General features: G+C 41.8%; 23 protein-coding genes. 10 read left to right on the top strand and 13 right to left on the bottom strand.

Going from position 1 to position 26,519, the window contains the following annotated elements; all coding sequences use genetic code 11:
* Nucleotides 1–85 precede the first annotated feature (85 nt).
* On the top strand, nucleotides 86–1,138 hold the full coding sequence (locus IEY40_RS17790) for an HDOD domain-containing protein (protein ID WP_188958578.1): 1,053 nt from the start codon (nucleotides 86–88) through the stop codon (nucleotides 1,136–1,138).
* 117 nt (nucleotides 1,139–1,255) lie between these two features.
* Here the strand turns inward: IEY40_RS17790 and glyS are convergent, their stop codons facing one another.
* Complete coding sequence (gene glyS, locus IEY40_RS17795; protein ID WP_188958580.1) at nucleotides 1,256–3,340, bottom strand: glycine--tRNA ligase subunit beta; 2,085 nt, start codon at nucleotides 3,338–3,340, stop codon at nucleotides 1,256–1,258.
* A gap of 9 nt (nucleotides 3,341–3,349) precedes the next feature.
* Nucleotides 3,350–4,255: a glycine--tRNA ligase subunit alpha gene (glyQ, locus tag IEY40_RS17800; protein ID WP_188958582.1), complete on the bottom strand. Its 906-nt coding sequence runs from the start codon at nucleotides 4,253–4,255 to the stop codon at nucleotides 3,350–3,352.
* 112 nt (nucleotides 4,256–4,367) lie between these two features.
* Here glyQ and IEY40_RS17805 point away from each other — a divergent pair, with 112 nt between their 5' ends.
* Nucleotides 4,368–4,931 (top strand): DNA-3-methyladenine glycosylase I, encoded by a 564-nt coding sequence (locus IEY40_RS17805; RefSeq protein WP_188958584.1) that lies wholly within the window; start codon nucleotides 4,368–4,370, stop codon nucleotides 4,929–4,931.
* 87 nt (nucleotides 4,932–5,018) lie between these two features.
* Here IEY40_RS17805 and IEY40_RS17810 read toward each other — a convergent pair whose 3' ends face one another.
* The 5 genes from IEY40_RS17810 to fadB form a co-directional block, all read right to left on the bottom strand.
* The gene (locus IEY40_RS17810; RefSeq protein ID WP_188958632.1) at nucleotides 5,019–8,204 is read right to left on the bottom strand and encodes an amidohydrolase family protein; all 3,186 of its coding nucleotides are present in this window, start codon (nucleotides 8,202–8,204) and stop codon (nucleotides 5,019–5,021) included.
* Nucleotides 8,205–8,479: 275 nt separating this feature from the next.
* On the bottom strand, nucleotides 8,480–8,923 hold the full coding sequence (locus IEY40_RS17815; RefSeq protein WP_188958586.1) for an MOSC domain-containing protein: 444 nt from the start codon (nucleotides 8,921–8,923) through the stop codon (nucleotides 8,480–8,482).
* A 3-nt stretch (nucleotides 8,924–8,926) separates the two neighbouring features.
* Complete coding sequence (gene tusA / locus IEY40_RS17820; protein WP_188958588.1) at nucleotides 8,927–9,172, bottom strand: sulfurtransferase TusA; 246 nt, start codon at nucleotides 9,170–9,172, stop codon at nucleotides 8,927–8,929.
* Nucleotides 9,173–9,409: 237 nt separating this feature from the next.
* Nucleotides 9,410–10,573 carry an acetyl-CoA C-acyltransferase FadA gene (fadA, locus tag IEY40_RS17825; protein ID WP_188958590.1) on the bottom strand — a complete coding sequence of 388 codons (1,164 nt, stop codon included), beginning with the start codon at nucleotides 10,571–10,573 and terminating at the stop codon, nucleotides 9,410–9,412.
* 22 nt (nucleotides 10,574–10,595) lie between these two features.
* A complete protein-coding gene (fadB, locus tag IEY40_RS17830) occupies nucleotides 10,596–12,746 on the bottom strand; it encodes a fatty acid oxidation complex subunit alpha FadB (RefSeq protein ID WP_188958592.1) in 2,151 nt (716 codons plus the stop codon).
* A 234-nt stretch (nucleotides 12,747–12,980) separates the two neighbouring features.
* Here fadB and pepQ point away from each other — a divergent pair, with 234 nt between their 5' ends.
* The 4 genes from pepQ (at nucleotide 12,981) to hemG (IEY40_RS17850) (ending at nucleotide 16,971) form a co-directional block, all read left to right on the top strand.
* Nucleotides 12,981–14,300, top strand: coding sequence for a Xaa-Pro dipeptidase (gene pepQ, locus IEY40_RS17835; protein WP_188958595.1), 1,320 nt, complete (start codon nucleotides 12,981–12,983; stop codon nucleotides 14,298–14,300).
* Entirely contained in the window at nucleotides 14,293–14,907 is a 615-nt protein-coding gene (locus IEY40_RS17840; RefSeq protein WP_188958597.1) for a YigZ family protein, read from the top strand. Before pepQ ends, IEY40_RS17840 begins: the two co-directional genes overlap by 8 nt.
* A gap of 73 nt (nucleotides 14,908–14,980) precedes the next feature.
* The gene (locus tag IEY40_RS17845; RefSeq protein WP_188958599.1) at nucleotides 14,981–16,438 is read left to right on the top strand and encodes a TrkH family potassium uptake protein; all 1,458 of its coding nucleotides are present in this window, start codon (nucleotides 14,981–14,983) and stop codon (nucleotides 16,436–16,438) included.
* Nucleotides 16,438–16,971, top strand: coding sequence for a menaquinone-dependent protoporphyrinogen IX dehydrogenase (hemG, locus tag IEY40_RS17850; RefSeq protein ID WP_188958601.1), 534 nt, complete (start codon nucleotides 16,438–16,440; stop codon nucleotides 16,969–16,971). Before IEY40_RS17845 ends, hemG (IEY40_RS17850) begins: the two co-directional genes overlap by 1 nt.
* Nucleotides 16,972–16,989: 18 nt before the next feature.
* Here hemG (IEY40_RS17850) and IEY40_RS17855 read toward each other — a convergent pair whose 3' ends face one another.
* Complete coding sequence (locus IEY40_RS17855) at nucleotides 16,990–17,295, bottom strand: ArsR/SmtB family transcription factor (RefSeq protein ID WP_188958604.1); 306 nt, start codon at nucleotides 17,293–17,295, stop codon at nucleotides 16,990–16,992.
* 193 nt (nucleotides 17,296–17,488) lie between these two features.
* Between IEY40_RS17855 and hemG (IEY40_RS17860) the strand changes: the two genes are divergently transcribed.
* A complete protein-coding gene (gene hemG, locus IEY40_RS17860) occupies nucleotides 17,489–18,040 on the top strand; it encodes a menaquinone-dependent protoporphyrinogen IX dehydrogenase (RefSeq protein ID WP_188958606.1) in 552 nt (183 codons plus the stop codon).
* A 3-nt stretch (nucleotides 18,041–18,043) separates the two neighbouring features.
* Here hemG (IEY40_RS17860) and IEY40_RS17865 read toward each other — a convergent pair whose 3' ends face one another.
* From IEY40_RS17865 to def, 5 genes are read right to left on the bottom strand one after another with little or no spacing between them, the layout of a single operon-like run.
* Entirely contained in the window at nucleotides 18,044–19,486 is a 1,443-nt protein-coding gene (locus IEY40_RS17865; RefSeq protein ID WP_188958608.1) for a TrkH family potassium uptake protein, read from the bottom strand.
* Between the two features lie 6 nt (nucleotides 19,487–19,492).
* Nucleotides 19,493–20,902 (bottom strand): Trk system potassium transporter TrkA, encoded by a 1,410-nt coding sequence (gene trkA / locus IEY40_RS17870; protein WP_188958610.1) that lies wholly within the window; start codon nucleotides 20,900–20,902, stop codon nucleotides 19,493–19,495.
* A gap of 16 nt (nucleotides 20,903–20,918) precedes the next feature.
* Nucleotides 20,919–22,202: a 16S rRNA (cytosine(967)-C(5))-methyltransferase RsmB gene (gene rsmB, locus IEY40_RS17875; protein WP_188958612.1), complete on the bottom strand. Its 1,284-nt coding sequence runs from the start codon at nucleotides 22,200–22,202 to the stop codon at nucleotides 20,919–20,921.
* Between the two features lies 1 nt (nucleotide 22,203).
* Nucleotides 22,204–23,160, bottom strand: a complete 957-nt coding sequence (gene fmt, locus IEY40_RS17880; RefSeq protein ID WP_188958614.1) for a methionyl-tRNA formyltransferase — start codon at nucleotides 23,158–23,160, stop codon at nucleotides 22,204–22,206.
* Between the two features lie 8 nt (nucleotides 23,161–23,168).
* Nucleotides 23,169–23,675 (bottom strand): peptide deformylase, encoded by a 507-nt coding sequence (gene def / locus IEY40_RS17885; RefSeq protein ID WP_229777153.1) that lies wholly within the window; start codon nucleotides 23,673–23,675, stop codon nucleotides 23,169–23,171.
* A gap of 126 nt (nucleotides 23,676–23,801) precedes the next feature.
* On the opposite strand from def, the gene IEY40_RS17890 reads away from it, so the two are divergent.
* The 3 genes from IEY40_RS17890 to IEY40_RS17900 are packed head-to-tail and all read left to right on the top strand — an operon-like array spanning nucleotide 23,802 to nucleotide 26,484.
* A complete protein-coding gene (locus IEY40_RS17890; protein WP_188958617.1) occupies nucleotides 23,802–24,908 on the top strand; it encodes a LysM peptidoglycan-binding domain-containing protein in 1,107 nt (368 codons plus the stop codon).
* A 47-nt stretch (nucleotides 24,909–24,955) separates the two neighbouring features.
* A complete protein-coding gene (dprA, locus tag IEY40_RS17895) occupies nucleotides 24,956–26,008 on the top strand; it encodes a DNA-processing protein DprA (protein ID WP_489753966.1) in 1,053 nt (350 codons plus the stop codon).
* 2 nt (nucleotides 26,009–26,010) lie between these two features.
* A complete protein-coding gene (locus IEY40_RS17900; RefSeq protein WP_101033474.1) occupies nucleotides 26,011–26,484 on the top strand; it encodes a DUF494 family protein in 474 nt (157 codons plus the stop codon).
* The last annotated feature ends 35 nt before the right edge of the window (nucleotides 26,485–26,519 follow it).

Below are 26,519 nucleotides of genomic sequence, written 5' to 3' on the forward strand. Positions count from 1 at the left end.
CATTTTTGTTTTTATTGCTATGATTAATTAAATCAAGTGTGGTTAATATAATCATCATTAATTCATTTATATAAGGCTCTTTATTGTGGTAACAAGTTTTTTTAAGAAGCTGTTTAATATCCGAGACCGCAATGAACAAGTAAAATTTACTGGCCGCACAGCGGTCGAGAAACGTCAGCAATCACCAAAATCAGCCGTAAAGCCTGCTATTGAAGTGAGTACAAAACAGGCCGTAGAGTCGCAGTTAGATTTGTCATCCTTGTTTTACAGTTTTTTGTTTGCCAGTTCGCAAACTGACACCACAGGTATCGCTAATAATTTAGAGCGCAGTGTGATGCAAAAAATTGAACAAGCATTAAGTTCACCACAAGCCATTGCAGATAATGTATTGAAGTTGCCGAGTAAAATTCTTGAATTAGATAAAAAGCTGGCCGATGACAATATTGATACTCAAGAGTTAATTCAGTTGATTGAGCAAGATCCATTACTGTGTATTGAAGTGCTTAAATTATGTAATTCACCTGCATTTAAACGAGCGGACGATGATGTTACCAGTATTCATCAAGCGCTAGTGCAAGTTGGTCGACAGCGTTTGAGGCAGTTTATTACTAGCTGTTTAGCCCGCGAAATGATTGATATTAAGCCAATATATTTCAGACGTTTTGGTGCTGAAATTTGGCGTCATTCTATGCAGGTGGCTTTTTTGTCCAGTGAATTGGCTGGTCCAGAATTACGACAACGTGCTTTTTTGGTTGCATTACTGCACGATGTGGGAAAAATTGCGATTTTTAAAATGCTGGTGGATGCATTTTACCAGGCTGAACCAGGTGAACAACCTAGCTCAATGTTGTTTAAACAGATAATGACCACCAAATCTTTGGCACTAAGCGCACTGTTGGTGCGTTATTGGCAGTTACCACAGCATTTTGAATTACCGTTAACGCTACTAGCGAATACCAATATTAAACCTGATGATGAGATGACGTTACTCATTTGGAAAGCAAATATCATTAGTGAGTGCTCTATGCTGCTGCAAGCAGATAAATTATCACAATCAGTATTGGCTGTATTATTGGCGCAAGTGGAGATTAATGAACAAGAGTTTGCAGATTTGCATCAAAAACTGATTGAGTTTTAAATTTGATTTTTAAGCATTAAATTATCAATGTAAGTTTATGCCTTTACTATTATTAATGTTAAAAATAACTAAACAAAAAAGCGCCTTTCGGCGCTTTTTTATTACTGCAATACTACATTATTGAAGTAATGAAATATCAGCTACATGTAAGAACTGCTCACGAAGGTTGGTTAATAACGCTAAACGGTTATTTTTTAATGCTTCGTCGTCAGCCATTACCATCACATCTTCAAAGAACTGATCCACGCTTTCACGTAAATCTGCTAATAATGTTAATGCTTGTTGATAATCGGCATTGGCAAATAATGGTGCCAACTGAGGTTGTAGTTGCGCGAGTTTATCGGCCAATGCTTTTTCAGCGGTTTCTGTTAAGAGTGCTTGGTTGATGTTTGCAGGTAGTTCACCTTCAACTTTGGCCAAGATGTTAGAAACACGTTTATTAGCAGCAGCAAGCGCAGTAGACGCCTCTAAACCACGGAAGTGCGATACGGCTTTAACGCGACTATCAAAATCAGCTGGACGTGTAGGGCGACGAGCTAATACTGCTAAAATCACGTCAACTTGAATGCCTTTGTCTTGATACCAGCTACGGAAACGCGCCATTAAAAATTCAAGTACGTCTTCGGCTGTATTGTTGTTGCTGACATTATCTGCGTGTAACGCTTGGGCTTTAGCAATTAAATCGACTAAATCAAGTGGTAGATTGTTTTCAACAATAATACGTAAAATACCGATAGCTGCACGTCGAAGTGCAAATGGGTCTGCCGCGCCTTTAGGTGCCTGACCAATGCCAAAGATACCTACTAAGGTATCTAGTTTTTCAGCTAGGGCTACAGCACATGATACGCTCGCAGTTGGAACAGTATCACCAGAAAATTTAGGCTTATATTGTTCTTCAAGCGCAATGGCAACGTCTTCAGTTTCACCATCAAGGCGAGCATAATGCATACCCATAGTGCCTTGAGTGTCGGTAAACTCCATGACCATATTGGTCATTAAGTCTGTTTTAGACAATAGGCCAGCACGACTTGCATCAACGCTGCTGGTGCTAACACCTTGAGCATCTAGTTCACTAGCGATAAAGCCCGCAAGTGTTGAAATACGTTCAACACGTGCTTTAAGAGTACCTAGTTGCTTTTGGAACACGACTGTTTCAAGGCTGCTTAAACGTGACTCTAGCGTGTGCTTTTTATCAGTATTAAAGAAGAACTCTGCATCGGCTAGGCGAGGGCGAACGACTTTCTCATTACCTGAAATAATTTGTTGTGGGTCTTTAGATTCGATATTGGTAACGAAAATAAAGTTAGGTAACAAATTGCCTGTTTTATCAAATACCGGGAAGTATTTCTGGTCGCCTTTCATTGTATACACAAGGGCTTCAGACGGAACGGCTAAAAACTTTTCTTCAAAACTGGCCGTTAACACTATTGGCCATTCAACCAATGATGCCACTTCTTCTAATAGGTCTTCTTGAATGTCTGCTACACCACCAATTTTGGCAGCTGCTGCTTCAGAGTCTGCTTTAATTAATGATTTACGTAATTGATAATCAGCCAGTACTTTACCTTGCTCTTTTAGCGCAGTTAAATAATTATCTGCATGGTCTAGTTCGAACGTAGCCTGACCCATAAAACGGTGGCCGCGAATAACGCGATCTGATTTTATGCCCAATAATTCACCAGCGATTAATTCGCTACCCAATAACATAGTAATGGTGTGAACAGGACGAATAAACTGGGTTTTATTACTGCCCCAACGCATTGGTTTTGGGATAGGCAATTTATCAAGTGCACGTTGTGCCATGTCTGCAATCAGGCTTTTAGTATCAACACCAACCACTTTAGCTTGATGAACGAGCCATTCACCTTTGTCTGTGACTAAACGTTCAGCCTGCTCAACAGTAATACCGTTACCACGCGCCCAACCTTGAGCCGCTTTTGTTGGATTACCATCTGCATCAAATGCCGAACTCACAGCTGGACCGCGCTTTTCAACGACTTTATCTGCTTGAGCAAGCGCTAAACCTACAACGTTAATGGCTAAACGACGAGGAGCTGCATACCAAACAGCAGAGTTAAACGGTAAGTCTGCTTTGGTTAGTTCATCGGTAAAGTTGGCTAAAAAAGACTCTGCTAATGTACGTAATGACTTTGGCGGTAACTCTTCTGTTCCCACTTCAATGAGTAAGTTTTCAAATTTCATTGGAGACCTCTACTTACACATTGGGAAGCCAAGAGCTTCTCGTGCTTGATAATAAGATTCTGCTACACCTTTAGCCATGGTACGAACGCGTAAGATATAACGCTGGCGCTCTGTTACTGAAATGGCATGACGAGCATCAAGTAAGTTGAAAGCATGAGAGGCTTTCATTACTTGCTCGTAAGCTGGTAGTGGTAGAGGTTTTTCTAACGATAATAAATGCTGGCACATTTTTTCGCATTGATCGAACATTGTGAACATAAAGTCGACATCGGCATGTTCAAAGTTATAAGTTGATTGTTCAACTTCATTTTGATGAAAAATGTCACCGTAGGTTACACGGCCACGAGGTCCGTCGGTCCAAACAAGATCATATACACTGTCGACTTCTTGAATGTACATCGCTAAACGCTCAAGACCATAAGTGATCTCACCCGTTACTGGGCTACATTCAATACCGCCCACTTGTTGGAAGTAAGTAAACTGAGTTACTTCCATACCGTTAAGCCACACTTCCCAGCCTAGACCCCAAGCGCCTAATGTTGGTGATTCCCAGTTGTCTTCAACAAAGCGAATGTCATGAACTTGAGTATCAATACCAAGGGCTTCTAATGAGCCTAGGTAAAGCTCTTGAATGTTGTCTGGTGATGGTTTTAATACCACTTGGAATTGGTAATAGTGCTGCAAGCGGTTTGGGTTTTCACCATAGCGTCCATCTGTAGGACGGCGAGACGGCTGCACATATGCGCTACTCATTGGCTCTGGGCCTAATGAGCGTAAGAACGTCTGCGGGTGGAAAGTACCAGCACCAACTTCCATATCGAGAGGTTGGACAATTGCGCAACCTTGCTGCGCCCAATATTCCTGAAGGGTTAGGATGAAACCCTGAAATGTCTTTACGTCGTGTTTCGTCGTCATGTCTACTACTGTCAGGCTATGAATAGAAAATGGTAATGATTATACCTTGTAGAGCAAGGCAGATGTAGGTTATTTTTTAACGTATGAATAAAAACGTTATTGGAACCGTATCATGCAAGTTAACCGATGTGGCTGGGTAAGTGAAGACCCTTTATATCAACATTATCACGATACTGTTTGGGGGCGGCCTGAATATGATGCCAAACAGTTGTTTGCTAAATTATGTTTAGATGGTCAACAAGCGGGATTGTCGTGGATTACGATTTTAAAAAAACAGCAAAACTATGAACAGTTGTTTGCTGGTTTTGAGCCAAGTCTGATTGTCGAGTTTGACCAAGTTAAAGTTGAAGCACTAATGCTCGAGCCCGGCATTGTACGCAACCGATTAAAAATAAACTCGATCATCAAAAACGCAAAAGCATATATGGCGTTTGTTGAGCAGGGTAATGATTTCTCTGTTTTTTTATGGAGCTTTATTGGAGGCGTACCTAAGGTCAATCATTTTGAAAACTTAAGCCAGGTGCCAGCTCAAACCCCAGAATCTGAAGCAATGTCAAAAGCGCTTAAAAAACTAGGCTTTAACTTTGTTGGGCCCACTATCTGTTATGCATTTATGCAGGCTGTTGGAATGGTAAATGATCATACGACAGATTGTCATTGCTACGGTCAGTATTGATCATCAGCAATATTTATTATGGTTAATAAAAAAGGGTGTTCCACGTGGAACACCCTTTTTGTTTACTCAATTTTTTCATTGAGATAATTAGTTTTTTTCAAAGAAAAACGCTTTACGTTTTTGTTTATCACCATTTAATTCGTTCATGGTTTCTGAGTTAAACAATTTACCGTTAACCATGGTGTAGGTGACTTTATCTGTGCTACGTATATCTGTTAATGGATCACCATCAATAACAATTAAGTCTGCTAATTTACCCGGCTTAATTGAACCTAACTGATGATCCATGCCGAAAGTCGTCGCTGGGTTAATGGTTGCGGTTTTGAGCACATCCATATTACTCATGCCGCCTTGTGCAAACATCCACATTTCCCAATGAGCGGCTAAACCTTCTCGTTGACCATGAGCACCAATATTAACTTTAACACCTAAATCATTAAGTTCATTGGCCACTCTAGCAACATTGAAGTGGTTATAATGTTCATCTGGCGCTGTAGTTCTGCGCATTGAGCGTGCATCTAAAATATCATGCGGTACATACATACTTAGGCGTGGGTGAGCCCAAACATCTGTTTTGTCATACCAGTAATGTTCACCTGATATGCCACCATAAGAAACGACTAGTGTCGGCGTGTAATTAACTTTAGTTTGGCTCCAGAACTGTTTAATGTCACTGTAGATAGATGCCACAGGTAATGAGTGTTCTAACGTTGTATGCCCATCAGCAGCCATCGATAGGTTGTGTTGCAACAAGCTACCTCCCTCAGGTACAACCATCATTTCGAGTTCGCGCGCTGCGGCAATAATCTGCTGACGTTGATCTCGACGAGGTTGGTTGTAACTTTTCACACTAAATGCGCCAACTTTTTTAAGACGTTCTAAGTGAAATTTTGCATCATCTAAAGAATCTACGTGCGAGGTGTAACCCGGTAGGTTTGCGCCATATAAAATGGTACCTGTCGAGAAAATACGTGGTCCAACAATTTTGCCTGATTTTTGTTGTTCAGATGCGGCAAATATTTCGGTGGTATCATTTGATGGATCGTGAATTGAAGTTACCCCTAGCGACAGGCCAGAATACAACGCCCAGTTTTGCTGAGGAATAATTTCATCATCTGCCTGCCCACCATGAGCATGGGCATCAAATAATCCTGGCATAATTGTTTTGCCAGAGATATCGATAACCTGTGCGTTTTCTGGAATAGCTAATGTCGCATCACCAACCTGGCTAATTTTATTGTCTTTTACAATGACAACGCCATTGTCGATGACTTGGTCATTTTCCATGGTAATGACTTTACCGCCGACAAATACCACTGTTCCACGTGGAACATCTGCTTTATCTTTAAATCCAATGGCAGTAACTTTAGGTTCTACTTTTTTGTCTGATTTTGTGTATTGAGTGTCGACATCGGCTTGATATAACTCAGGCCCTAATGTCCAATATAGTTGGTTGTTTTTACCATTCCAACTGATACTTTCACCCGCACGAGTACTTAGTTGGCTAATAGGTAAGTTAGTCGCTTTAGGTCCAATTGCAATAGTTTCACCGTGTTTAGCAAATGGGGTCACGTATACTCTAAAGCGTTCTGCAAATGCTAAGTGTTCACCATCTGGTGATAAACGAAACTCTGTAGCATGGTCACTGGTGTAATGGGTACGCTTTTCAAAACCATTCATGCCAATAGAGACAAACTCTGGGGTTTTACCATAATCCATAAAATAGACGCGGTCTGAATCGGCGCCAAACTGTGGTTGATGACCGCTAGCTGTTAGCTTGGTATTTTGCTTACCTTTAGTATCAACTTTGTATAAACCGGGTTCTTGTGACCAGGTACGCGGTGTCATATAACCGCCACGAGCTTTGCGGTAAACAATGTAATCGCCGTTAGGTGAAAAGGTAGGTTCAACGTATTTCCCCGGTTCGCTGGTAAGTACTTTGGCTTTTCCGCCTCGAGCACTAACTACACTAACAGTGCCTTGTTGTTGATCGTTCCAGGTTGTAAATACAATGTCTTTGCCATCGCGCGACCACTGCGGGAACAGTTCGTTTATATCATCATCTAAACGAGTAAGGCGCTTATGTTTACCACCGTTAATATCGCGTATCCAAATCTTACCTAGTGCCTCAAATACCACTTTTTCACCATCTGGTGAAACTTGGGCCATACGGAGCATTTTTACATCAAATTGATCTTGATCTAGGTTTTGGGTAAAGCGCACAGCGGGTTGAATATCGCGTTGGCCTTTAATGTTAAATGGAATGTCGCTGACTTTTTTGCTGTCGACATCGATCTTATTAATTTTACCTTGTGCCCAAAAAACAATGTGCTTGTTATCTTTGGTCCAAGACATAGTGGGATAGACGCCATGGATAGCCCAGGTTTCTTGCATATCACGGTCAAGCTTGTCGTAAAGTTTAGTTTCTGCTCCTGACTTTAAATCAAGAGAGTAAAGTGTAGATTGAAATCCATCACGTTTAATATACGCTAAGGTTTTTCCATCAGGGCTCGGTGTTGGGCGAATTGCACCACCTGTTCCTTCAATCAATACTTCAATATCACCGGTTTGTGTGTCATAACGCTTAATTTTATAGATGCCTTTTACTGAGTCTTTAGAATAGTGAAAGGTTTTTCCTGGTGTTGCATCTTGGCTAAAGTAAATATAGCGGCCATCTGGCGAGTAGGCAGGTTCACCTAAATCTTTTTGCTCATTTGGGCGTTCGGTTAATTTAACGCCTTCACCGCCAGCAACGTGATACATCCATACTTCTCCAGCGCCTAAACTACGGGTCCCGGTATAGTGTTTACGAGCAACCAAGTATTGTGAGTCTGGGCTCCATGCTGGGCTGTTGAGTAATCGAAAAGTTTCTTTGGTGACCGGATGTGGATTTGAGCCGTCCGCATCCATAATCCAGATATTATCACCGCCATCTTCATCGGTGGTAAAGGCAATGTGTTTGCCATCTGGACTGTAAACTGGTTGCATTTGCCAAGCAATACCTTGAGCAAGAGGCTTAGCTTCACCACCTGAAATCGGCATCTGATAAATATCGCCTAGCAGATCAAATACAATATGTTTGCCGTCTGGTGAAACATTGACGTTCATCCATGTTCCTTCGGTGACATTGATATCAATTTTTTCTAGCGGGGCATTTTCTGGTGAGTTCACTTGCCATTTAGTCTTGTCATCTTCAGTGGCAAAGCTTGCAGTGCTCATGCCAAGCGATAGAGCAATGGCGGTATAAAGTGGTTTTAGTTTATGAGTAAACATAGAGTCGATTATCCGTTTCATTTTTATTTTCGTGGAGTTAATCAAGCTAAGTATCCTAGTCAATGAGCATTTTTGCATACTCTTTAGGATTAGCTTTACTGTGCTTGTAGTATGAATGTTACCTTTATCGCATAAATTTTAGATAAGGTGTACAACAAATCTGTTTCAATTAATGACAGACTTTAACATAGATGCATGTCAGTAATTTGCATGTATGAAATTAGTGAAGTGTAATAGGGAAGGCTTAAATGAAAATGAGTTAACTCGTTTATCGGTTAAGCAATAGTGACAAGGTCATCAGGTTGTATTAATCCTGCTTGAATGACTCGACAAGTTACACCACCACGCCAGTCTGGTCGTAATGCCTGTTCTAAACCTGGGTGAGATATTTCCATTTTTTTACATGGGTCAGTTTCACCGGTTATGTGTAATTGAAGATCTTGGCCAATCGAAATCACTTTACCGACATCAGCAGCACTAAACTGATAGCCACTGATTAATAAATTAGCTCTACGCGTTAACCAATCCAAATCTGCATCAATTTGCTCACAGGCTATTTGCCATTGTTGTTGAGATATTACGGTTACTTGACGTTTACCTGGACGGCCAAAAATATCATTTTCAACACCACGCTCTAAAGTCACATTGGCACAAAAGGCGGGTTTCATTATGCCGCGCTTTGCTGTTTTATAGGCGATTGCTTCCAATGTGATGGCCATGTATTACAGTCCTTTTTTGAGTAGGTATTGATAGGGTGTTTTGCTGGTGTCACTAGCAATTAACGTGTGGTCCATAAATTCACAAAAACTTGGAATATCGCGTGTGGTTGCAGGATCATCAGCGATGACAAGTAATGTCTCACCATCAGTCATTTTTCGAACAGTTTTGCGGATCATCATAACGGGTTCTGGGCAACGAAGACCAAGAGCATCGAGTTGATGTTGTGCTTGAGAATATATATCAGTCATTGAATTGGAATCTTTTTACTAGTCTAATTGCGCCAATATTACTCTTGTCAGTAATGCTTGCCAAGTTTGAGTTTCTCTAACACACCTCGATTTGTATCGTTTTTGGATATTTTATAATTTTCATAAAACATGTTTCACGTGGAACATTAGTCAAAGTATAAAAATTAAAAAATAAAAAAACGAGCCGATTGGGCTCGTTTCTAAAAGTAAAAATGTAACGACAGATATTGTTAAGCGTTAAACGCGTTCAAATACTGTCGCGATACCTTGACCTAAACCGATACACATAGTGGCAAGACCCAGCGTTGCATCTTTCTCTTCCATTAAGTTTATCAATGTTGTTGAGATACGAGCACCAGAACAACCTAATGGATGACCCAATGCTATTGCACCTCCGTTAAGGTTAATCTTTTCATCGACAACATCTTGTAGGCCAAGATCTTTAACACAAGGTAAAGACTGTGCTGCAAACGCTTCGTTCAATTCAATTAAATCTAAATCTGCAACAGAAAGGCCTGCACGTGCTAATGCTTTTTTGGTGGCTGGAACTGGGCCATAGCCCATAATTGCAGCATCACAACCGGCAACAGCCATTGAACGAATACGTGCACGAATGGTTAAGCCTAAAGCTCGAGCTTTAGATTCTTCCATCACTAACATTGCAGAAGCACCGTCTGATAACGCTGATGATGTACCCGCAGTAACAGTACCGTTTGCTGGGTCAAATGCAGGACGTAAGCCAGCTAAAGATTCTAATGATGTTTCAGGACGAATAACTTCATCTGTCATCACTTTAATCAATGCACCGCTTGCATCGTGACCTTCGATACCCCAAATCTCTTTAGCAAAGCGACCTTCGATGGTTGCTGCATGTGCACGTTGATGAGAACGTACGGCAAATGCATCTTGTTGCTCACGAGTAATACCGTGCATTTTACCTAACATTTCAGCTGTTAAGCCCATCATGCCAGATGCCTTAGCTACGCGGTTTGCAAGGCCTGGGTGAAAATCTACGCCGTGGTTCATTGGTACATGACCCATGTGCTCAACACCACCAATAATAAAGGTGTCGCCTTGGCCTGTCATAATGGCACGAGCTGCTTGATGTAGTGCGTCCATAGACGAACCACATAAACGGTTTACCGTTACAGCACCTGCTGTTTTAGGAATACCAGCTAACAATGAAGCATTACGAGCAATGTTAAAGCCTTGTTCTAGTGTTTGTTGCACACAACCCCAAATTACATCTTCAATATCGTTAGGGTCTAATTGTGGATTACGCACCATAAGTGCTTTCATTAATTCTGCAGAAAGAGTTTCTGCACGTACATTTCTAAATACCCCAGCCTTAGAGCGGCCCATTGGGGTGCGAATGCAGTCTACGATAACAGCTTGTTTCATGATTTAATTCCTTTCCCACTGATTAGGCTTGGTAATAACTACCGTTGTTGGCTGCAAGTTCACGCATTGCATCGGTGACTTGATATAAGCCGCCAAGATGTGCGTATTTATCTGCTAGGGCAACAAAGTTTGCTACGCCCATTGTGTCTAAATAACGGAATACACCGCCACGGAATGGAGGGAAACCAATACCATAAACTAGACCCATATCGCCTTCAGCAGGTGATGCAATAATGCCTTCTTCTAAACAACGAACCGTTTCGATGATCATTGGGATCATACAGCGAGCAATGATGTCATCAGACTCAAATGCTTTTAAGGCGCCAAACTCAGCACTTAATAATTCGTAGCTTGTTGGATCAATGTCTTTTTTCGGTTTACCGCGACGGTCAACTGAGTAAGCATAGAATCCTTTGGTGTTTTTCTGACCTAGGCGCTTGTTTTCAAACATAATATCGATAGCATCTTTGCCATTTTTACCCATGCGGTCTGGGAAACCTTCTGCCATTACCGCTTGTGCATGATGGCCTGTATCTAAGCCAACTACGTCAAGTAAGTATGCTGGGCCCATTGGCCAACCGAACTGTTTCTCCATGACTTTATCGACAGCGGCAAAGTCTGCACCTTCAGCAAGTAGACCACTGAAGCCAGCAAAATATGGGAACAATACGCGGTTAACGAAGAAGCCTGGGCAATCATTGACTACGATTGGGGTTTTACCCATTTTACTTGCGTAAGCTACAACTGATGCAATAGTTTCATCTGAGCTGTGCTCGCCACGAATAACTTCAACTAACGGCATTTTGTGTACTGGGTTAAAGAAGTGCATACCGCAGAAACGTTCTGGTTTCTTAAGGCTTTTTGCCAACAAGTTGATTGAGATAGTTGAAGTGTTAGATGCAATAATGGCATCTTCTGATACATAGCCTTCAACTTCAGCCAGTACAGTAGCCTTCACTTTTGGATGTTCAACAACCGCTTCAACAACAATATCGCTACCTTTAATAGCCGCATAATCTAGAGAAGGCGTGATGTTGTTTAATACTTTAGCCATTTTTTCTGGCGTAGAGCGACCGCGTGCAACTTGAGTTGTCAGAATTTTAGCCGCTTCGTTTAGGCCAAGCTCTAATGCAGGCTGAGCGATGTCTTTCATTACAATTGGTGTGCCTTTGCTGGCGCTTTGGTAAGCAATACCGCCGCCCATAATGCCTGCACCCAATACAGCTGCTTGGTTAACATCTTTAGCTAGCTTGCTGGCTTTTTTGGCTTTGCCTTTAACGAACTGGTCATTTAAGAAGATACCAATTAGAGCTTGTGCTACATCTGTTTTAGCCAATTTAATGAATGCTTGTGCTTCCACTTTTAATGCGCCATCACGGTCTAAACCTGCTGCTTGTTCAACTACATTCACAGCAGCCATAGGCGCTGGATAATGCTTGCCTGCAACAGAGAACACCATTCCTTTTGCCGTAGCAAAAGACATCATAGCTTCAAGTTTAGGGAGTATTAGTGGAGACTGCTTTTGAGTACGACGAGCTTGCCAGTCAATACTGCCATTTAAAGCATCATGTAACATTTGCAGTGCCGCAACTTCTAGATTTTCTGGCGCGACTACGGCATCAATTGCGCCGACTTTTAATGCGTCTTCTGGGCGTTGATCTTTCGCGGTGGTGATCCACTCAAGTGCGTTATCGGCACCGATAACACGGGGTAAACGCACTGTACCGCCAAAACCAGGAATAAGACCTAATTTGGTTTCTGGTAAACCGATACGGGCATTCGTATCTGCAACTCGTAAGTCAGTTGCTAAAATGGTTTCGCAACCACCGCCTAATGCAAAACCATTAACCGCAGATACGGTTGGGAACGGTAAGTCTTCTAATTTGTTAAATACTGCGTTAGCTTGTTCAACCCACGCAAGTAACGTTGCATCGTCTTGCTGAAACAACGTTAAAAATTCAGTAATATCAGCGCCAACAATGAAAGTGCTTTTTGCCGATGTCAGCAGTAACGCCTTAATGTTGGTGTTTTGTTTGATGCTGTCTAGTGCGGCATCAAGAGAGGCTAGAGTTTCTCTGTCGAACTTGTTTACCGAACCTTGTGCGTTAAAACAAAGTTTGGCAATATTATCTTCAAGTAACTCAACCTGAATGGTAGGGCTTTGGTAGATCATTGCTTGCTTCCTTATTGCTTAAAAGCGACTTCCACATCTTATTTACTGTGCAGTTATCAAGCTTGAATCACAGCAGTTTCGGCCATCTATTGACCAGCTAATTCTCAGTGTGCGACTAAATGAGAAAAATTACAACACCCAATTTAAACGGCCGTTTAATTTTTTATCATCTAGCGATGAGTTTTTCTGTTTGTGATAGACTTATTGAGTTAAAACTTATGAAAGGGATAGTCAATGGAACAGTTAGCTCATTTATATCATGCACACATTGGGGAACTAAATCGTCGTGTAGCTGATATTTGTCAGCGTGAAAACATCTCAGGCCTAGTGATTCATTCCGGACAGCCGCATCGACAGTTTTTAGATGACTTAAATTATCCCTTCAAAGTTAATCCGCAATTTAAAGCTTGGTTACCTATTTTAGATACGCCCAATTGCTGGGTGATAGCGAATGGTCAGGATAAACCAACCCTCGTATTTTATCGTCCAGTCGATTTTTGGCACAAAGTGAATGACGTACCACAAGCGTTTTGGACTGAACACTTTAATATTCAGCTATTAACCAAACCTGATCGTATTGCCGATTACTTGCCTAAAAATATTGCTTCATGGGCTTATATTGGCGAGTACTTAGATGTTGCTGATGTACTCGGTTTTACCGCTCGAAACCCTGATGCTGTGATGAATTACTTGCATTTTCATCGGGCAGATAAGACACAATACGAACTCGAATGTATGCGCGGCGCTAATAAAATTGCAGTAAAGGGCCATTTAGCGGCTAAAAATGCATTTTATAATGGGGCAAGTGAATTCGAAATTCAGCAATGTTATTTACTGGAAATTGGCCAAGGGGAAAACGACGTTCCCTACGGTAATATTGTGGCATTAAATCAAAATGCAGCGATTTTACATTACACGGCTTTAGAGCATGCTAAGCCTGCGCAGCGACTGTCTTTTTTGATTGATGCTGGTGCTAATTTTCAGGGTTATGCTGCAGACATTACTCGTACTTACTCTTTTGAGAAAAATCGTTTTTATGAGCTTATCGTCGCACTTGATAAAGTACAGCTCTCTATCATTGAGCAAATGAGACCCGGGGTTAAATATGTCGATCTTCATATTGCAACTCATGAACATATTGCTCAACTGCTAATCGACTTTGGTTTGGCAAATGGTACAGTTGAACAATTAGTGTCTCAGGGTATTACCAGTGCATTTTTCCCACATGGGTTAGGGCATATGTTGGGATTACAGGTACATGATATGGGGGGTTATACTCATGATGAACGTGGTACTCATATCGCTGCACCAGAGGCGCATCCATTTTTACGTTGTACCCGTGTTCTAGCTGCTAATCAGGTGCTAACTATCGAGCCGGGTCTGTATATTATAGACACACTGCTCGAGCAATTATCGTCTACGGCCAAACATGCGATTAACTGGAAAGTGGTCGATGAATTACGTCCTTTTGGTGGGATCCGGATTGAAGATAACGTGATCGTGCATCACAACCGAGTTGAAAACATGACAAGAGAGTTTGGTTTAGTTGATTGAGTCATACTTAATACCACAAGCTAACGTACTGATAGAAGAAGAGATAAAGCATAGTCGCTTTATCTCTTTGTTATTTCATTGCTCTAATCAACAACAAATGAAGTTAGCGCTTACTGACATTAAAAATCAATATCCAGGTGCGAGCCATTATTGCTATGCATTTGTAGCTGGTAGTCCTGAAAATACGGTTGATATGGGCGCTAGTGATGATGGCGAGCCATCTGGAAGTGCTGGAAAACCGATGTTGGCTTGTTTGCAGGGCGCTAATATTGGTGAGCTTGGTGTTATTGTCGTGCGTTATTTTGGGGGAACTAAACTTGGCGTAGGAGGATTAGTGCGTGCTTATACCTCGGGTATCAAGCAAGGCTTAACTCAAATGCAAACTCGCATTAAGCATATTCGATACCCTGCAAGTATAGTGTGTCATTATGCACAACTCACAGATATTGAATATTTAATTGATCAGCATGATGGCATAGTTATCGATAAAGTATTTACCGATAAGGTTGAAATACAGTTTGAATTAGCAAAATCGTACCATCAGGCTTTTAATCAAGCCTTAGCAACCCAAACCCAGGGCCAGTTACAAGTAAAGTTTACTGTTTGAGCTATGACGAACTTATGCCAAACTGTCACTCAATTGTTAAATTCGATGCAGCACAACTTAAACAGAATCCTTAATGCAATATAAAACAATTATTAGAATCACCGGTTTGCTAATGGGATTATTTTCTATCACCATGCTGCCGTCAGCATTAGTGGCTATCTTGTACAAAGATGGTGGTGGTACTGCGTTTATTCAGGCCTTTTTTGTCAGTATCTTTTTAGGTTTTTTATTGTGGTATCCCAATCGCCATCAAAAAGGTGATTTACGAACTCGAGAAGGCTTCCTCATTGTTGTGCTGTTCTGGACTGTGCTTGGTTCAATTGGTGCTTTACCATTTATTTTTGCCAATGAGCCCGACCTCAGCTGGACAGACAGTTTCTTTGAATCATTTTCTGCGTTAACTACCACAGGGGCAACCGTGATTGTTGGCCTCGACGACCTGCCTAAATCAATTTTGTTTTATCGACATCTGCTTCAGTGGATGGGCGGTATGGGGATTATTGTACTGGCCGTGGCTATTTTACCACTGTTAGGCATTGGTGGTATGCAGCTGTATAAAGCAGAAGTACCCGGACCAGTAAAAGACACTAAGGTTACACCACGAATAGCCGAAACCGCTAAAGCATTGTGGTATATCTACTTTATGTTAACCACCGCGTGTGCGTTAGCGTTTTACTTTGCTGGAATGGATGCGTTTGATGCCATATGTCATTCATTTTCCACCATTGCTATTGGCGGTTTTTCTACTCACGATGCAAGTTTAGGGTATTTCGACAGTCCATTAATTAACGTGATTTGTGCGATTTTTTTATTGATTGCGGCGGTCAATTTTAGTCTGCATTTTGCCGCATTTAGCTGGCGTGGCATTAACTTTAAAATCTATTTTAAAGATGCTGAATTTAAAGTGTTAATTGCCGTTCAGTTGGTGTTAACTGCGATTTGCTTCATTACTTTATATCAGTCAGGTATTTATGATTCTGCTGAACAAACCCTCGATTACGCCTTTTTCCAAGTTGTTTCTATTTCCACTACAGCAGGTTTTGGCACCGAAAGCTTTCATTCTTGGCCGTTGTTTTTGCCAATTCTATTAATATTTTCTAGCTTTATTGGTGGTTGCGCCGGCTCTACCGGTGGCGGTATGAAAGTGATCAGGCTTATTTTATTGGTGTTACAAGGATCTCGTGAACTGAAGCGTTTAGTTCATCCTAAAGCAATGTATTCTATTCGAATTGGTTCTAAGGCATTACCTGATAGAGTCATTGATGCTGTGTGGGGGTTCTTTTCTGCCTACGCTCTTGTGTTTGTTGTGTGTATGGTGATTTTAATGGCAATGGACATGGATGCCATTACGGCATTCAGTGCTACCGCTGCGAGCATAAACAATTTAGGCCCAGGTTTAGGTGATGTAGCATCAAGCTATGCCAATGTGTCTGATGGTGCCAAATGGGTATTGGTTCTTGCCATGCTATTTGGTCGTTTAGAAGTGTTTACTTTATTGGTGTTATTTACGCCGACATTTTGGAAAAATTAATGTTAAAAACTGCAATCTTATACTCAACCGTCGATGGACAAACCCGCGCTATTTGCCAGCGTATAGAGCAAGTGTTGATCGCCAACGGTGAGCAAGTGAGTGTGATTAACCTTACTGATGCCAAGGCTGAACAACTAGCCACTGTTGATAAAGTGGTTATCGGTGCCAGTATTCGTTACGGTAAGCATCGACCAGAGTTATTTAAGTTTGCAGAGCAGCATCAGGCGTTGCTAGACAGTAAATTAAACAGCTTTTTTACTGTTAACGTTGTGGCGCGTAAACCACTTAAAAATACTCCTGAGACCAATCCCTATATGCAGAAGTTTTTAACGCTGTCGGCTTGGACACCAAATATGTTAGGTGTATTTGCGGGGAAGATTGATTACCCTCGTTATCGCTTTTTTGACAAGGTCATGATTCGTTTTATTATGTGGATGACCAAAGGGCCGACTGATACCAGTGGCACTTTTGAATTTACAGATTGGGATAAAGTTAACGATTATGCCAAACAAATCGCGGCGCAAAAGCGTTAACTAAACGCCTAATGGATATTAGGCGCAATAACGGCGGTGCAGAATTGATATCACTTCGGTTACTTGCTCATTTTTAAGCGTGTAATACACAACTTGTGAGCTTTTGCGCGTATGCACTAAGTCTTGAGTGCGCAATACCGCAAGGTGTTGTGATAACGCAGACTGACTTAACGGAACAGTTTCGTTAAGCTCTGTCACACTGTGTTCTTTCTCCAGTAGCAAACACAAAATCATCAGTCGATAAGGGTTAGCAATAGCCTTAAGCCATTGCGCGGCTGTCTCTGCATTGTTAAGCATGGTTGCGACATCGATATCTTGTGGCATGTGTGTTCCTATCTGGTGAGCGTGAGTCAGTTTAATAATAACTGCCTATCTAACGTCATCATACTTCTGCGCCAGACAGATCTCAATTTTAACTATTAAATATATGAGCTATTTCTAATTTGTGATCATTGCAGAGGTTTAAAACTCGCTTTTTTGCCAAACTGAGGCAAATAAAGCAGTATTGAGGCATAACATGGCGCATATATTAGTACTTTACTATTCTCGTGGAGGGCACACGGCTCAAATTAGTCGTGCTATTGCTGATCAAATTATCGCTAATGGTGATCAATGCGATGTGATGAGTATTCTTGAAACCAAACAACAGCCAATCGATTGGTCTAAATATCAAGCTGTAGCATTAGGCGCCTGTGTTTTGTATGGCTCATATCATAAATCTGTGTTTGAATTTGTTAGTCAACATCAGCAGGCTTTGTCGAATATTCCAAATAGCTTTTTTTGTGTCAATGTGGTGGCGCGTAATCCAGAAAAGCGCATTCCAGAAAACAATAAATATCTACAGAAGTTTTTAACCTTGTCTGCCTGGAAACCTCAAGACGTTAAGATAATTGCCGGAAAGGTGGATTATCCATCTTGGCCTTGGTATGACAGTCTAATGATTAGATTAATCATGAAAATGACCGATGGACCAACAGATCCTACCGCCATTATTGACTATACCGATTGGCAAGATGTAAAAGCTTATGGCAATCATATTGTTAAGCTGGCTCAAGTTGAGTTCAGCTAAGCTCTAGAAACGCCAAAACTTCGGGTGAAATAATACCGCTACAGTAAGGATTTCCAAGCGCCCTAAAAGCATACCCACAGCGAGGGCCCATTTAGCAATATCGGGCAAGGGGGCAAAGTTACCAGCAGGGCCGATTATTGGCCCTAACCCTGGTCCAACGTTGGTTACCGCTGTGATTGCACCTGTAAAGCTGGTCATTGGGTCTAAACCTGTTAACACTAAGATAATCGATAAGCCTAAAATCACCACAAACATCAGCATAAAGAAAGCCATAATTGAGCGGACAATGTCATCAGTTATTCTATGGCCGTTATATTTTTCTTTAAACACGCCATTAGGATGAAATTGTTGTTTTATTTGTTGACGCATAATTGAAAAAGCAATTTGGAATCGAAATATTTTTATCCCACCAGATGTAGATCCTGAACAACTACCGATAAACATTAAGAACAAAAATGCCACGCTCGCGACAGCTCCCCAAGCTTGATAATCAGTTAATCCGTATCCTGTAGTAGTGATAACTGATATGACATTAAAGCTTGATAATCTTAGGGCATCAATAAAATCTAGATGTTGATGTCGCCATAACCAAACCGCTAATGAACAAGACACCAATAAAACAAACAGTAAAAAACCTTTTACTTGTTGGTTATTCCATAATCGAACACTGCGTTGTTGGATTGATTGAACAAACATAATTAACGGTAATCCACCCGCTAACATAAATACGATACCCACCCAATGAGCTTCATGTGAAAATGCTGCCATGGAGCTATCAGACGTTGAGTAGCCACCAGTTGATAACGTGGTCATGGCGTGGTTAATGGCTTCAAACCAGTGCATTCCTGCAAGGTGATAGGCTATGGCGCATAACAGCGTAAGCGCGAAATAGACCTGAAATAAGTGCTTGGCCATATTCTGGGTGCGCGGCATGGTTTTATCGCTCCAGTCAGATGACTCTGTCCTAAACAAGCGCATACCACCGACGTTAAGAAAAGGTAAAACCGCTACAGCCATAACAATAAAGCCAATGCCACCCAACCATTGTAATAAAGATCGCCACACTAAAATGCTGTGGTCCATTTTGTCTAATCCACTTAGCACAGTAGAACCCGTAGTGGTGATCCCTGACATGGTTTCAAAAAATGCATCAGTATAGTTGATGCCGTGATATAGGGTGAAAGGCAATGCTGCAAATAAGCTGACGACGAACCATGTCACGCTAGTCAGCATGAACATGTCTCGAATATTGAGATTAAATTGGCGGTTGCGGCCATTTTGCAGGCAAAGGATGGCGATAAAGCCCGTAAATAGGCCCGATATCATAAAGTCGCCAATAGTCTCTTCGCCATAAAATAGCGCGAATGCCATTGGCACCAACATAAACCCTGTGAGTATCGAGAGAAAAATACCCAGAATAAAGATAAGTTGTTTTATGTTAAACATAAAAACCTAAAAGAAAAAAGCACTCGGTTGAAATAGTTTTTCAACATCACCAATAAACTTTTTATTCACTAAAAATAAAATAACATGGTCGCCCTGTTCAATAACGGTTTTATCATGGCCCATCAACACTTCATCATTACGGACTATCGCACCAATGGTTGTTCCTGGTGGTAGCTTTATCTCACCAATTTTTTTACCGACAACTTTAGAAGTACTTGAGTCACCGTGAGCGATAGCTTCAATTGCTTCGGCCGCGCCTCGGCGTAATGAGTAAACATTACAAATATCGCCTTGACGAATATGAGTCAGCAGCGCAGAAATCGTCGCTTGCTGTGGTGAAATGGCAATATCGATATTGGCTTCCTGTACGATATCAACATAAGCTTCACGCTGGATAAGCACCATGACTTTTTTAGCGCCCATACGTTTAGCCAATAATGCTGACATGATATTGGCTTCATCATCGTTGGTGACAGCAATAAACACATCGGTTTGGTCAATGTGTTCTTCAAGCAGTAGTTCTTGATCTGATGCATCACCACAAAACACCGTGGTTTTGTCGAGTTTTTCAGACAGTTGTTCAGCACGTTCTTGGCGATGTTCAATTAACTTCACTGAGTGAGTACGTTGCAGTTTTTGCGCTAGGCCAAAACCGATATTACCACCACCCGCAATCATGATATTACGGTATGAATTATCCAGCTTTTGCATTTCACTCATTACCGCGCGAATATGACGACTGTCAGCAACAAAGAACACTTCGTCGTCGGCTTCAATAATGGTGGTACCACGCGGCATAATAGGTCTACCTTGCCTAAAAATAGCTGCGACCCGGGTATCAATATTTGGCATGTGTTCACGTAATGTTGCGAGCGCATTACCTACTAATGGACCACCATAATAAGCTTTAACTGCCACAAGGCTTAATTTACCTTTAGCAAATTCAAGTACTTGTAGTGCTCCCGGATATTCAACCAATCTTTGTATGTAAGTGGTTACTAACTGTTCGGGCGCAATGAGTTCGTCGATAATAAAGCCACCACGCGGCTTGGCATCACCGGTCTTTATTTCGCTACTAATAAACAGTTTATCTTGTAAGTCTAGGTAGGCTTCGGAGCGAATGCGGGCAATTTTGGTTGGAGTACCGAATAAGGTATAAGCAATTTGGCAGGCAGACATATTACATTCATCGCTGTTTGTCACAGCAATTAACATGTCGGCATCTTCTGCACCGGCTTCTTTTAAAACACTTGGATGAGCGCCATGACCCACCACCACGCGTAAGTCAAACTTATCTTGTAGAAGTCTTAATCGCGCACGGTCGCTGTCGACTAAGGTAATGTCATTATTCTCACCGACCAAGTTTTCAGCAAGTGTGCCACCAACTTGTCCAGCCCCTAAAATAATAATTTTCATGGCTTTGGGTACATCCTTAAATTGCTTTAACTAGGCGCGCGTAATAAAAGCCATCCATATTGTCTTGGCCTGATAATATTTGCCAGCCAATATCATTGGGATCCGTCTGTTGTGCTATGGGCACTAATTTGGCGTCTGGCGTACGTGCTAAAAACTGTTCCACTTGCTGGCTGTTTTCTTGCGGTAAAATAGAGCAGGTTGCATATAATAATGTGCCGCCTGGCTTTAGCCATTGCCAACAATGATCAAAAATTTGTCGCTGCAAAGTGGCTAACTCTTCAATATCATTATTTTTACGCAGCCATTTTATATCTGGGTGACGACGAATAACACCTGTTGCCGAGCAAGGTGCATCAAGTAAAATACGGTCAAATTGCTGCCCTTGCCACCACGAATCTATGTTGGCGGCATCGCCGTGAATAACTTGCGCTTTTAAATGCAGTCTGTCCAGATTTTGTTGCACTCTCGCTAATCTCTTTACATCGAAATCAACTGCAACTAATTCAATATTTGGTGCGAGTTCTAGCAGGTGACAGGTTTTGCCTCCTGGGGCTGCGCATGCGTCTAAAATCAGCTCATTACCCATAGGCGCTAGTAGTGTTGCAGCCCATTGTGCCGCGCCATCTTGTACCGATGCTGCACCTTGCATAAATTCTGGCAAGTTGGCGACATCTTTAGGGCTTTCAAGCAAAATTGAATCTGGGCTAGGACCGGCTTCGGCACGAATGTCTTGCGCCGCTAATGCGCTTAAATAATCTTCACGCGATTGCGATAAACGATTGTTACGTAACCACATTGGTGGGCGCTGATGGCTTTGCTCAATGATGGATTGCCAATGACTTGGGTACGCTTGTTGTAAGCGTTTAATAAACCATGCCGGGGTGTTAAAACGTAGCGTATCAGAGTCGATATTTAATGGAGTATCTTGACGTTGTATATTACGCAAAACCCCATTAACGACTTTGACTAAGCCATCAAAACGCAGTTGTCGACAGGCCTCTGCTGTTTCAGAAATGGCGGCATGAGCAGGGATGCGAGTAAAGTAGAGTTGGTAACAGCCAACAATCAACAGTTGGTGTAATATGCGCTGTTTACCTTTAAATGGTTTCGCTAAACAGTCGCTTACGCATTTATCTAGTTGAGGTAATTGGCGCATAACTCCATAGCAGAGTTCTGCCAACAAGGCTTTGTCTTTACTGTTTTCGAGGTGTTGCTGTTGCTCGGGAAGGGCTACCGACAGTGACATTCCCTTTTCAAGTACTTCATAAATCGCTTTAGCCGCAAGTGCACGCACATTCATGCTAGTTAGCCTCTTGGTTTAAACACACACCAGCAGCAAACCAATCACCACGAGCATTAAGGATATCAGCCACATCAAGTGGCTTTTTGTTGGGTAATTGCATTGTTTCAATGATTAACGAGCCATCAGCCGTAGCAACTTCAATGCCTTGCTTAGTGGCGGTAATAATAGTGCCAGGAGCTTGTGAACATGCTTGGGCATTGTATGTTGCCTGCCAGACTTTGATCACGTTTTGTTGGTGTTCAAAGTAACTCACTGGCCAAGGATTAAATGCTCTAATTTCTTGCCATAACTGCTTGGCACTTTTGTGCCAATCAAGGCGCGCTTCTTCTTTAGACAGTTTTTCCGCATAATTGGCTAGGTTTTCATCTTGTTTCTCAGCTACTAGGCGGCCTTCACTTAGCCCGGTTAGTGCATCAACTAGTGCGGTAGGGCCTTGTTCTGCCAATTTTTCATACAGGCTGGCAGAGGTATCTGTTGTTTCTATTGGTAAGTGCGTTTTTAGTAGCATGTCACCGGTATCTAAGCCAATATCCATTTGCATGATGGTGACGCCGGTTTCACTGTCGCCAGCCCATAATGCTCGTTGAATAGGCGCAGCACCACGCCAGCGAGGTAATATTGAACCGTGTACATTGATACAACCTAATCGTGGCGTATCAAGTACTATCTTTGGCAGGATTAACCCATATGCTACCACTACCATAATGTCAGCTTGCAAATTTGATAATTCTTGCTGTGCTGCTTCATTACGTAATGATGCTGGTTGAAACACTGCGATATTATGCTCTTGAGCCAATACTTTAACGGGGCTTGCTGTGAGTTTTTTACCACGGCCAGCAGGTCTGTCTGGTTGTGAGTAAACGGCAATCACGTCGTGTTCTGAGTCTATTAGCGCCTGTAAATGTCTGGCGGCAAAATCCGGAGTACCGGCAAAGATAATTTTTAACGGTTTCAAATCGTTTCCTATTTAGCTGCTAAACGGGCTTCTTTCTCAAGCTTAGTTTTAATGCGTTGACGTTTAAGTGGTGACAAGTAGTCAACAAATAACTTACCTTTGAGGTGGTCCATTTCGTGTTGGATACAAATTGAAAACAGCTCGTCGGCTTCAACGATAAATTCTTTGCCGTGACGGTCTAGTGCTTTTAGAGTTACAAACTCAGCACGATCCACTTTGGCGTAAATGCCCGGAACGGATAAACAACCTTCTTCATTAGCAAAATCACCACTACTTTTAGTAATTTGTGGATTAATGAAAATAGTTGGGCGAGCCACGTCATCTTGTAAGTCCATAACGATAAGTTGTTTATGGAAATCGACTTGTGTAGCCGCAAGGCCAATGCCTTTTTCTTCGTACATTGTTTCTAACATGTTATCAATTTGGGTTTGAAGTTCTGGCCCAAAATCGGTGACTGGTTCAGCAATAGTGCGTAAACGCTCATCTGGAAATCGTAAAACATTTAATATAGGCATATATAAACTCTTAACAAGTCTGTCAAATTTCAGCCAGTTAGCTATACTGGCTGTTGCGATTAGGGTAATTTTAATCCTTACCGCCTATCAATAACAGCAAAAAGCTCTAATAAAGAGCTAAACAACATGGACCGCACCATGAAACGCTTACTTTTACTTGCTTTTTTATCTTTAAATATTTTTGGAGTTAGTGCTGATGCGTTAACTTTGAAGGCTGGACATCCTGATACGTATGTCGTGAAAAAAGGCGATACGTTGTGGGATATCTCAGGATATTTTTTAAATGATCCATGGCGTTGGCCTAAATTGTGGGGCGTTAACCCACAAATTGCTAATCCACATCTAATTTATCCTGGCGATAGACTGACATTGGTGTTTATCGATGGTCAACCGCGATTAGTGGTGAAACAACATATTAAAAAAAGCCCTGAAGGTCGAATAGCATCAAAAGATGGTCCTATTCCAGCGGTTGATTTAGCGCTTATACAACCTTATTTAGTACAAAATCGCGTAGTTGATCCTGCTTGGTATGCCAGTTTACCTATGGTCATGAGTGGTGAAAGCCCATCTATTCACCATGTTGTCAGCGATATTATTTATGTTAATGCGCAACTCGAGCTAGGGCTCAAAGTGGCTATGTATGAAAAAGGCCGTGAGTTTTTCGCGCTAGAGCGTGATGCATTACTAGGCCAAGAGATGATTTTAGCTTCTAGTGGCCGAGTGATTGAGTCTGGGCCAATATCGAAAGTAGAGTTATTAAGTAGCTTACGCGAAACTAAAGGTGGCTTTAAAGTTGCGCCAGTAGAAGATGAAGCCTTAATGTCTGCTTACTTTGTACCTAAAGCCGCAGACCTTGCCGTACCCGCAGCGATTATTGCTATCAACGGTAAAATTCGTGAAGCTGGTAAGTTAGATGTGGTTTACCTTGACCGTGGCAGTGAAGACGGTGTTGAGACTGGTCATGTATTCTCGATGTATCGCGACGGTGAAGATATTACAATTAATAATGATGGATTACCTGTACGCACCTTAGATCGCTCATCTTACGATAAAGTGTTAGCGCATTTCTCTGAAGACACGGTCCATAAAATGCCTGATGTCTTTCATGGTAATTTATTAGTCTTTAAAGTCTTTGATAAGACTAGTTTAGGCCTAATTATGTTCAATGAACGCCCTGCTCGTGTAGGTGATAAGTTAGTGAAGCCTGAGCCCTTAACCCTAAAAGGTGAATAATTTCTGATAAACTGGTCGACTGGCTAGTTGTTTGTGCAGTATCCGGGTTGGGACCGACTCGGATTCAACAATTACTAACTCAGATGGACGTTGAAGAACTTCGTCAACGTCTAGAGTTTGAGCCTCAGGGATTGCCTTTATCGGCAAACCTGCTGGCCAAATGCCATATCGACGTAGATAAAGTTGAACAAGCTTTAGAATGGCAGCAATCGCAGCCAAACCATTATATTTTAACCCCCTCAGATCCACTCTATCCTCCATTGCTAAAGCAAATTTCCGACGCTCCATTAGTGCTATTTATTAAAGGTATCGTTGAATCTTTGGTGGTTCCAAGTATTGCTATAGTTGGTAGCCGTAATGCTTCTCGTGGTGGTTTAGATATTGCCGCTGAGTTAGCTTATAACCTTACTAGTCAAGGTTTTGCTATTACCAGTGGTATGGCAACAGGTATCGATGGTGCGGCCCACAAAGCAACTTTAGCTGCTAATGGTTCAACGATGGCTGTATTAGGCACTGGTGTTGAGCGGGTATACCCTAAACGACATCAACAGTTGTATCGCGACATTATCCATTCAGGTTGTGTTATTAGTGAATATTGGCCTCACATTGGGCCATATGCAGGTAACTTCCCTAAGCGTAATCGTATTGTTAGCGGCTTAAGCTTGGGGACTGTTGTGGTTGAGGCCAGTCGTAAAAGTGGCTCGTTGATTAGCGCTCGTTTAGCAATGGAACAAAATCGGGAAGTGTTTGCTGTGCCGGGCTCGGTATTAGGCGGTTATAGCCAAGGTTGTCACGATTTAATCAAAAATGGCGCAAAACTTGTCGAGTCTGCTGCCGATATAATAGAAGAGTTAGGGAGTTTATCGGATTATCACCTTGAACAATTGCATCGACAGCACCATATACAGGATAATGACATTTGTGATTTGCCATTTCCTTCGCTGTTAGCTAGTGTAGGTTATGAAACAACTGCAATTGATGCGGTTGTTGAGGATAGTGGGAAGCCAATAGATCTGGTGTTAATACAAATGCTTGAACTTGAGTTACAAGGGTGGGTTGCAGCAGTGCCCGGTGGTTACGTCAGACTAAAGAGGAGTTAGCCATGTTTGATATCCTCATGTATTTATTTGAAAATTATGTTCATAGTGAAATTGAACTATTAGTGGATGAAGATGAGCTTACTAAAGAGTTAACTCGAGCGGGTTTTCATCAAGTCGATATTATAAAAGCACTTTCTTGGTTAGAGCACTTAGCTGATCTTCAAGAAAGCGATAAGCCATACTTGTGCAATCATGCGCAACATTCATTCCGTATTTACACCAAAGCGGAGATGGCTAAGTTAGATGTTGAGTGCCGTGGATTTTTGCTGTTCTTAGAGCAAATTCAAGTGCTCAGTGTTGAAACCCGTGAAATGGTCATCGATCGTGTTATGGAGCTAGACGAGCCCACATTGGTGTTAGAAGATCTTAAATGGGTAGTATTAATGGTACTATTCAACGTGCCAGGAAATGAGTCTGCTTACGAGCAAATGGAAGATTTAATCTTCGAGCAGCCAGAAGGGCGCTTACACTCATAATAGAAAGGAGGCTTAGCCTCCTTTTTTAGATCTAT

Source organism: Shewanella ulleungensis (genome assembly GCF_014648315.1).
GTDB lineage: Bacteria > Pseudomonadota > Gammaproteobacteria > Enterobacterales > Shewanellaceae > Shewanella > Shewanella ulleungensis.

What these genes read in the sequence shown, in the direction of transcription:
- IEY40_RS17810 (WP_188958632.1), bottom strand. Translation starts at nt 8,204, where the DNA reads ATGTTTACTCATAAACTAAAACCACTTTATACCGCCATTGCTCTATCG.
- rsmB (WP_188958612.1), bottom strand. Translation starts at nt 22,202, where the DNA reads ATGAATGTGCGTGCACTTGCGGCTAAAGCGATTTATGAAGTACTTGAA.
- IEY40_RS17890 (WP_188958617.1), top strand. Translation starts at nt 23,802, where the DNA reads ATGGACCGCACCATGAAACGCTTACTTTTACTTGCTTTTTTATCTTTA.
- pepQ (WP_188958595.1), top strand. Translation starts at nt 12,981, where the DNA reads ATGGAACAGTTAGCTCATTTATATCATGCACACATTGGGGAACTAAAT.
- hemG (WP_188958606.1), top strand. Translation starts at nt 17,489, where the DNA reads ATGGCGCATATATTAGTACTTTACTATTCTCGTGGAGGGCACACGGCT.
- trkA (WP_188958610.1), bottom strand. Translation starts at nt 20,902, where the DNA reads ATGAAAATTATTATTTTAGGGGCTGGACAAGTTGGTGGCACACTTGCT.
- IEY40_RS17855 (WP_188958604.1), bottom strand. Translation starts at nt 17,295, where the DNA reads ATGCCACAAGATATCGATGTCGCAACCATGCTTAACAATGCAGAGACA.
- tusA (WP_188958588.1), bottom strand. Translation starts at nt 9,172, where the DNA reads ATGACTGATATATATTCTCAAGCACAACATCAACTCGATGCTCTTGGT.
- IEY40_RS17805 (WP_188958584.1), top strand. Translation starts at nt 4,368, where the DNA reads ATGCAAGTTAACCGATGTGGCTGGGTAAGTGAAGACCCTTTATATCAA.
- glyQ (WP_188958582.1), bottom strand. Translation starts at nt 4,255, where the DNA reads ATGACGACGAAACACGACGTAAAGACATTTCAGGGTTTCATCCTAACC.
- IEY40_RS17900 (WP_101033474.1), top strand. Translation starts at nt 26,011, where the DNA reads ATGTTTGATATCCTCATGTATTTATTTGAAAATTATGTTCATAGTGAA.
- IEY40_RS17815 (WP_188958586.1), bottom strand. Translation starts at nt 8,923, where the DNA reads ATGGCCATCACATTGGAAGCAATCGCCTATAAAACAGCAAAGCGCGGC.
- glyS (WP_188958580.1), bottom strand. Translation starts at nt 3,340, where the DNA reads ATGAAATTTGAAAACTTACTCATTGAAGTGGGAACAGAAGAGTTACCG.
- hemG (WP_188958601.1), top strand. Translation starts at nt 16,438, where the DNA reads ATGTTAAAAACTGCAATCTTATACTCAACCGTCGATGGACAAACCCGC.
- IEY40_RS17865 (WP_188958608.1), bottom strand. Translation starts at nt 19,486, where the DNA reads ATGTTTAACATAAAACAACTTATCTTTATTCTGGGTATTTTTCTCTCG.
- fadA (WP_188958590.1), bottom strand. Translation starts at nt 10,573, where the DNA reads ATGAAACAAGCTGTTATCGTAGACTGCATTCGCACCCCAATGGGCCGC.
- def (WP_229777153.1), bottom strand. Translation starts at nt 23,675, where the DNA reads ATGCCTATATTAAATGTTTTACGATTTCCAGATGAGCGTTTACGCACT.
- fadB (WP_188958592.1), bottom strand. Translation starts at nt 12,746, where the DNA reads ATGATCTACCAAAGCCCTACCATTCAGGTTGAGTTACTTGAAGATAAT.
- IEY40_RS17845 (WP_188958599.1), top strand. Translation starts at nt 14,981, where the DNA reads ATGCAATATAAAACAATTATTAGAATCACCGGTTTGCTAATGGGATTA.